The organism is Chitinophaga sp. (genome assembly GCF_035564935.1).
GTDB lineage: Bacteria > Bacteroidota > Bacteroidia > Chitinophagales > Chitinophagaceae > Chitinophaga.
On record NZ_DATMTE010000244.1, the window covers coordinates 1 to 7,900 of the forward strand.

A 7,900-nucleotide genomic window follows, 5' to 3' on the forward strand; every position below is an offset into this window, starting at 1 on the left:
AAGTATCTGTAAGTGGCAGCGGCAGTCCTTCTTATTATGATTTCCAGGAATACTGATTAAAATTAAAAAGGAACGGCGCCTTTTTCAAAGCGCTGTTCCTTTTATTCCGGTAATTTTTGTTTTCCGAAGATATATTCCTTCCACGTTCATACAACCGCGCAGCAGGCAGCCCCGCCAAAATTACCAGCTGTATGGGTATTAGTTTACCTTTTCAAATACATGTAAGGTCTGTTTCGAATCCAGCGCATAGATTCGGTTATCAAATACATAAAATGCATCACTGGCTGCAGGTATCATAACACCCCTGCGACCTGCTTTACTGGCATCGTGTACCCGGTGATACCATAGCAGCTCCCCGGTTTGTATATTCCATTCGCTGATAATGGTATCGAGGATACCTGCCAGGTACATTTTATTATCCCTGAATATTACGTTGGCATAGGGATCAATACCTGCAAACTTAATATGGGATGACAGATCAATGCTGTGAAGCCGTGCGCCATCCGCAATATTAATCTGCCATATTTCCGCATTCACAAAACACAGTATGATTTGATCCGTTACCTGAAATTTCATACCTGCACCTTTCAGCTGCCAGTGTAAATGGCCGTTTCCGGCATCCAGGCAAAGTAAATGGTCTGCCTGCCCACTGGTAACGCCGGCGTATACACGGTTGCCTGCAAGCTGTGGCGCTGCTATGATCTCATAACTGCCTGCAGGCAGGCCAAGCTCATTTATATTCACTTCCCACAGAAGGCGGCCGTTTATTTCGCTGGAACAGGTAAGCACCTCTTTTCTCTCTGTATGCGTTGCCACCAAATAATCGTCATTCCTGGTGAGATGGTGCGTATAAGCGCCATCAGCTTCCCAGATAATGTTGGAGTTCCTGAAATTATACTTGCTTAGCTTCCAGCCTGCAGCCGTTTTATTGCGGATGATCATGTTGTCATCATACAGCAGTTTAATCTGCAGACTGCCTGTATAATTGAGAGGATATTCGTTTCTAACGTTGCTATCTGTATCCCAGGCAATAATTTTGTCCATTGTCCGGATGATCACTTCCCCATTTACCATCGCTGCAAGAACAAAAGGAGCCGCATCCGGTGCGGTTTCAATAATCGAAGAATTGTTGTCCATCCGGACAATGGCATTATTACTGTTTTTGTAAACAACGCCTCCTGCTGTAATAAGCGGTTCCAGTACCTCGTTGAACTGGCGGACTAATTGGATCATATATCTAACTAAAAATTGACATGAAAAAACCTTACCAACACATTAAATTAATAAAAACTTAATAGCATATTATGCAGCACCTGAAATCTAACCGATAATTTTGACCGGACAAAAGGCACAAAATAGTGGAAACCAGCAATACAGTACATTCCAGGTCAGCAGCAACAACGCAACACGAAGATGCCGTTACATTCGACCAGATGTATGCCCGCCATTGGAAGCCTTTGTACCGGACAGCCTTCCGCATCTTAAAGGATGAACAGGCCGCCGAAGACATCATACAGGATACCTTCATCCGCCTTTGGGAAAAATGGGACACTATAGCTCATACCAATATCAAAGGTTGGCTGTTCACCACCTCCTACCACCTGGTACTCAAAAACCTGAAACAACTACAGGCAAGCGAAAGTATTGAACGTGCCAGCTTCCCTGAACCTCGTGCCGGAGAAGCAGATGAACCGATAAGAACAAGACAACTACAGCTACAGGTTGACACCTGTGTGAACAACCTGCCCGACCAGTGCCGCAGGGTATACACCATGAGCAAGCGGGAAGAATTTTCCATAAAGCATATTGCCAGGGAGCTTGGCATTTCTCCTAAAACCGTAGAGTACCACGTTTCTACAGCACTCAGGCGCATACGCCAAAGCATCGGCAGAGTAACCCTCCTCTTCTTTCTTTTTCTGTAATTTTTTTTTTAGCCACGTTATCTACCCATTCAACAGCTGTGGGTAAAAACATGTTGTTTCTATTTTATGAGAATCAGTGTGTTATAATTCTTTTGAAAAAAAATTATAACACCGACCAAGGGATATCCCCTGTTTTTGGATTGTATATATAAAGGGAAATGTATAATTCCCCTACAAAATAGACAAAGACATTTGAAAAATGGACAATGATATATTTAGAAAACTATTGCAGAAACATGCCGACGGACAAACACTAAGCCCCGAAGAAGAAGAGCAGCTCAGGCAGTTGTACGACCAGTTACTGGCAGAAGAAATTGCTGCAACAGCCGAAGATCCCTCGCCTGAACCGGACGAAAAACGTGGCGTCGCCATGCGCCGGAGGATAGACCAGCATATAGCAGACCGTCGTACAAAGCGCTTCCGCTTTGATTATACCAGGCATATTGCCGCTGCTATTTTGGTAGGACTTATCCTGATGGCAGGTACATATTGGTTCCGGACAAGTAAAACGGGCAACAACCAACAGCTTGCACAGCAGGAAGACATTCTGCCCGGCGCACACAAGGCCTGCCTGACATTAGCAGATGGTTCGGTCATTTCCCTTACCGATGCCCCGAACGGAATCATAGCCACACAGAGCGGCGTACGTATCGAAAAAGATGCGGATGGTAATATCCGTTATAAGGTTGCCGGAAAACCCGAAGCAATGACTTCAGCAGTTAATACCATTGCTACACCAAATGGAGGACAATACCGGGTAACCCTGCCCGACGGCTCCATAGCTATGCTCAATGCGGCATCCTCCCTGAGTTATCCTGTACGATTTCCGGATAAGGAACGCCGGGTAAAGATGACGGGCGAGGTTTACTTTGAAATCGAAAAAAAGCACATGCCGGGCGGAAAAGGCAACCTTCCCTTTTTTGTGGAAACTGCCGGGCAGGAAGTGCAGGTATTGGGTACACATTTCAATATCAATGCCTACGGCAACGAAACGGCCATCAGAACAACACTGGTGGAGGGCAGCGTAAAGATAAGATCAAACGCCGGGCAGTCCGCATTGCTGAAGCCGGGCCAACAGGCCGTGCTGGCAAAACAACTGGACGTACAACAGGCGGACATCCAGCAGCAGTTGGCGTGGGTAAACGGCGATTTTGTTTTCCGGGGCGAAACGCTCGAAAGCATACTGCGACAGGTAGAGCGCTGGTATGATATAAAGGTGGAGTATCCGCCGCACATAGGCAAAATGCGCTTCAACGGTATGGTGTCCCGCTCACAGCCACTGTCCGCCATCGTCAGGATGATACAGGCCACAAAAAAAGCAACAGTAACCGTTAAAAAAAGGAGGTTTATCGTGACAGATTGATACAAATTAAACGGCGGATGCTGTAATCCGCATAAAACAATACATAAGCTACAAACAAAATAGCCAAAGGTGGTGGAACACCTCTGGCCGGATCGTTAAAAGCTTATCGGGGACATTGCGACAACAATAATCATCGATACAATTTAACATTAACAAAAGTATGAATTTTTCTCAATGCATGCGTGCTATGAAGATCGCCATGTTATTACTTACCTGTTTTTTGATGCAGGCTAACGCCTATACGTTTGCCCAGCGCGTCAGTATGAACAGGCAGAACAGTACCATTCATGCCGTACTGGAGGATATCAGGAAACAGGCGAAGTATGATTTCTTTTACGATATAGACCTGTTCAACAAAGCGAAACCGGTAAGCATACAGATCAGGGACGCAACCGTAGAACAGGTGCTCAATACCATTTTTAAAGGACAACCTTACAGCTATACCATCGACAACAAGTTGGTGGTCATCACTGAAACTGGCGCCAATGCAGCGGTAAACACGGTGTCCGGAGCCGCTCGTCAGCAGCCCGGCCGCATCGGGGGTAAAGTACTGGACGACCGGGGCGCACCGCTTCCCGGAGCATCTGTAAAGATTGTGCAGAGCAACCAGGCGGTACAAAGCAGCGTTGACGGCAGCTACAACTTCAGCATAGCGCCAGGCAGTTATACCGTAGAGGTCACCTATCTCTCTTTCCAAACCAGGCGCATAACGCAAGTGGAAGTGAAAGCAGGTCAGCTGACCAGCCTCAACATCGTTTTGTTGCCATCCACCCGGAAACTCAGCCAGGTAGTAGTTACAGGCAGCTACAGGAAAGAGAGCGTGGCAGGACTATATGCTGCACAAAAGAATGCGGCTTCCGTCACCGATGGTATCTCGGCCGAGCAAATTGCCCGTACACCCGATAATGACATGGGACAGGTATTAAAACGGGTGACTGGCCTGACTACTGTGAACAACCGGAATGTTATTGTACGTGGTATGTCGGATCGTTATAACCAGGCCATGTTAGATGGAGTGGTGATCCCAAGTACCTCTCAAAATAAACGTGATTTTTCTTTTGATATCATCCCTACCGAAATGGTGAGTACCGTGGTGGTGAATAAAACAGCCACGCCGGACGTATCAGCTGAGTTTTCGGGAGGACAGGTGTCGGTGAATACAATCGATATCCCGGAAAAGAATTTTTCAACCATTCAATATGGCCTGGGAGGTAATTTACAAGCCACCGGTAAAGACTTTTACCGATTAGGTAAGCGACAAACAAGCGAGTATTTCGGCTTCTTTGACAAATCATCGAAAATGCCTGACGGCATAAAAACCTGGCAGTGGAATAACCGGGCATCGCAATTAGATGCGCCTCCTGGTTACATCCTGACTGATCCTGAGTTGAATGGTACGCCGCTCAATCCAACAGAATTTAGCGATGCCGTAAAATACAATGACCTGGATGCCATCGCTCAGTCTAAAAGGCTAAACAGCGATGCGTTGAAAACTTACAGGTATAAAGTCAATCCCAATCAAAACATGCGTTTATCACTTGGACGCACCTATGAACTAAGAAACGGGAACCGCTTTGGTTTTGCAGCTTCTGCAAATTTCAGAAATGAGCAAAATATTGTGCCTTTTAATAACCTCAGATCCTCCACTAAAGGCAATTACCTTGACAGCACAGGTATTGGTGACAAAGGAGCAGGTACCTCCTACCGGTTTAATAGTAGTGGAGGGTTGGTAGCCAACATGGGATTGCAGGGCAAGGGATTTAAGATTGCCTTAAAGAATATGTATGCGCGTACTTATAGCGACAATTATAATGAGTCGGTTCAAACACCTCATGATGATTCCAATCCAATAGCCTATAAACTTATTTATCAATTGCCGGAGGCCATGTCCCTGCAGCAACATCAATTGACCAGCACCTATCAGCTGCCCTGGAAGATAAAGGCCGAAGGGATGTTTACCGTCAATAAAATCAGACAACAGATTTTAGATGAGCGTAAGCTCTCCTATCGGTTGAGTGCAACAATTGCGGACGAGCCCTATTTTCAGACACCCGGTTTAATGACCCATAGTGCGGCCTCCGCTGGCGGAGCCTTCAGAGACTGGCGGATGTGGACGCGCATCGATGAAACGGATTACAATTGGAGCGCAGCATTTTCACGCAAATTTGGAGAAGAAAAGCCGGTATCAACACTGGTCAAATTTGGGTATCAGGCCTGGTCAAAAAAGAGATCTCTGGATCTATACAAAATGGCGCCCTGGACAAGATCCTGGGCAGTTGGTACTACCAATCAACTGGCCCCCGCGATAGAAACAGGCTACGACCAGTTGTTAACGCCGGAAAATATGGGCAATGGTAATGGTCAGGCCTATTACTATGCAGATGCGCTGGGAGGCCGGTTCTATGATGGCAGGATGTCATCACACGCCTTATACCTGATGGCCGATCAAAAATTATGGGATAAACTCCGGCTGGTATATGGCGTTCGTGCTGAATATTTTGCTTTAAACTCGAACCAGGAAGACCTATATAAACGAGCCTACGAGGACGAACCAGATCCCAATGATGAACTAAGACATCGATTTGGTGTCAAAGAAAATAATTGGCACTTTTTGCCTTCAATTAATGCCACCTATAGTTTAACACCGGAGTTCAATATCAGGGGAAGCTATTCGAAAACCGTTATACGCCCTGATTTCAGGGAGGTGGGTATGTTTGCGATGTATGATTTTGAATTAGGCGGTTATGTTTACGGTGAGCATGTTCAATCTACATTGATCGACAATATAGATTTACGACTGGAATGGTATCCGTCACCCGGTGAAATTATTTCATTAACCGGATATTATAAGAAATTAGATAAACCCATCGAGTTAGTGCACTCCGGCGGTTCCGATTATACGTTTGCCAATATGGAAAATGCAAAAAACCTTGGACTGGAACTGGAGATCCGGAAAGATTTTACATTTCTATCCAACAGGGATTGGGCCAAAAACCTGTTTATATATGCTAACGGAACGCTGCTCAAATCCAAAGTCAATGTATTAAGTCACTGGCAATGGATCAATAATCCTGAAACGCAGGTGGCGGAACGTGTTCAGAGCCGCTATCCTAACCAGGACCGGCCATTAATCGGGCAATCTCCCTGGCTATTGAACCTGGGCCTTGGATATTGGGGCGATTATTTTGGTGCTACCATAAGCTACAATCACCGTGGTCCGCGAACCAACCTGGCAAATGTTGATATGCAACGGGTTGAATATGAATTAGCGCCCAAACAACTTGATGCACAAATTTATGCCCGGTTTCTTAAGAAAAAACTGGAGGTTAAGTTAAATATATCCAATCTATTGAATGACTGGACCCGCTACTATATGAATATTCATGATTATATACAAGAAGACAATAGGTTCTATGTACTAAAAGAAGGAAAATCCATCAGGTATCGTAAAGAAGATGGCGATATTATCACTTACCGCAGGAAAGACGGACAAAGGTTTAGCCTGAGTTTCAGCTATAACTTTTAATTCCAGTCGGTAAATCTGATGAATAAAAAAAATAAACAGATGACAAATCATACAAAAAAGATTATCGCTGCAGCCCTGTTATTAACAGGACTGTATTCATGCCAGAAAGCAGAATATGTAAAACCATTCGCTGAGTTTGTTGATGTATATTTTGATGCTGATAAAACCGCCTTACGGGACAACGGGGCAGGCGTTTTTATAGCAGCCCGGTACAACGGGCGCCCCATTGAATGGGACGTGCTTTCGAAAAAGATCAAAGTCGTAGCCGGAGAGGGAAAATTTGAATTTTACGATACCCGCAATGGGAAAGTGGTAGCCGAAAAGGTGATCGATGTGAAAGCAGGCTCCAAAGAAGTCTATACGCTGTTCCAGCCTACGATGGATGCTCCTGTGGCTTTTATTGATCCTGGTGAACAGGAACAGGAAAGTCCTGCTCCGGCCGGGCACATCAAACTGAAAGTAGCCAATTATGCAAAAGATCTTATCCCATTTGAACACACAGATATCAAAGTTTCGGTAAGTTACTATGATGTGGACTGGAATGAAGTAGTCACAGAAATCGGAACGATTAAAGACATAAAAAACACTGTTGACCAGGCTGAATACTATATCCTGCCAGATGGCGTACCTAATCCCTTACCCGAACTTGGTTATAACTACGTATTCGAATTTGTGAACAGCGACACCGGGCAACCTTTGCTCAATTATGGAGGAACAAATTATTCCAATACAGCATTTTCCCCCACAGGCATTGATCCGCTACCTGTTAAAAATGTGTTTACTTTATACATGGTTTCTAAAGAAACCTGGGGAGAAGCTCCCCCATTTATAAAAAAGGGAGACACCTTTTACGAAATAGCTACAAACATACTTTTTGCAAATTAGATTCCGGAGAATAATAAATGAAAGCCATCGGGTCAAATGGCTCCATTTTCTTTGACCGATGCCGAAACAATTGGGGCGTTTTACAAATAAAATCCCTCTGGTTGTACGACCGGAGGGATTTTGATCGCTTTTGCAAGCGCTTAAGCCGGGCATCAAAGTGAGTTCTCTTGTGCTCTGCAACATTTATTGCTGACCATCTTTATC

At 45.0% G+C, this 7,900-nt stretch carries 5 protein-coding genes; 4 read left to right on the forward strand and 1 reads right to left on the reverse strand.

All coding sequences use genetic code 11. The features are described from left to right. Window positions 1-198: 198 nt before the first annotated feature. Window positions 199-1,233 carry a PQQ-binding-like beta-propeller repeat protein gene (locus VN105_RS06445; protein WP_325639066.1) on the reverse strand — a complete coding sequence of 345 codons (1,035 nt, stop codon included), beginning with the start codon at window positions 1,231-1,233 and terminating at the stop codon, window positions 199-201. Window positions 1,234-1,358: 125 nt separating this feature from the next. Between VN105_RS06445 and VN105_RS06450 the strand changes: the two genes are divergently transcribed. The 4 genes from VN105_RS06450 (at window position 1,359) to VN105_RS06465 (ending at window position 7,696) form a co-directional block, all read left to right on the forward strand. Then, complete coding sequence (locus tag VN105_RS06450) at window positions 1,359-1,922, forward strand: RNA polymerase sigma-70 factor (RefSeq protein WP_325639068.1); 564 nt, start codon at window positions 1,359-1,361, stop codon at window positions 1,920-1,922. A gap of 199 nt (window positions 1,923-2,121) precedes the next feature. Next, window positions 2,122-3,285: a FecR family protein gene (locus tag VN105_RS06455; RefSeq protein ID WP_325639070.1), complete on the forward strand. Its 1,164-nt coding sequence runs from the start codon at window positions 2,122-2,124 to the stop codon at window positions 3,283-3,285. Window positions 3,286-3,445: 160 nt separating this feature from the next. Beyond that, window positions 3,446-6,811 (forward strand): TonB-dependent receptor domain-containing protein, encoded by a 3,366-nt coding sequence (locus VN105_RS06460; RefSeq protein WP_325639071.1) that lies wholly within the window; start codon window positions 3,446-3,448, stop codon window positions 6,809-6,811. A 39-nt stretch (window positions 6,812-6,850) separates the two neighbouring features. Continuing rightward, window positions 6,851-7,696 carry a hypothetical protein gene (locus VN105_RS06465; RefSeq protein ID WP_325639073.1) on the forward strand — a complete coding sequence of 282 codons (846 nt, stop codon included), beginning with the start codon at window positions 6,851-6,853 and terminating at the stop codon, window positions 7,694-7,696. Window positions 7,697-7,900 lie beyond the last annotated feature (204 nt).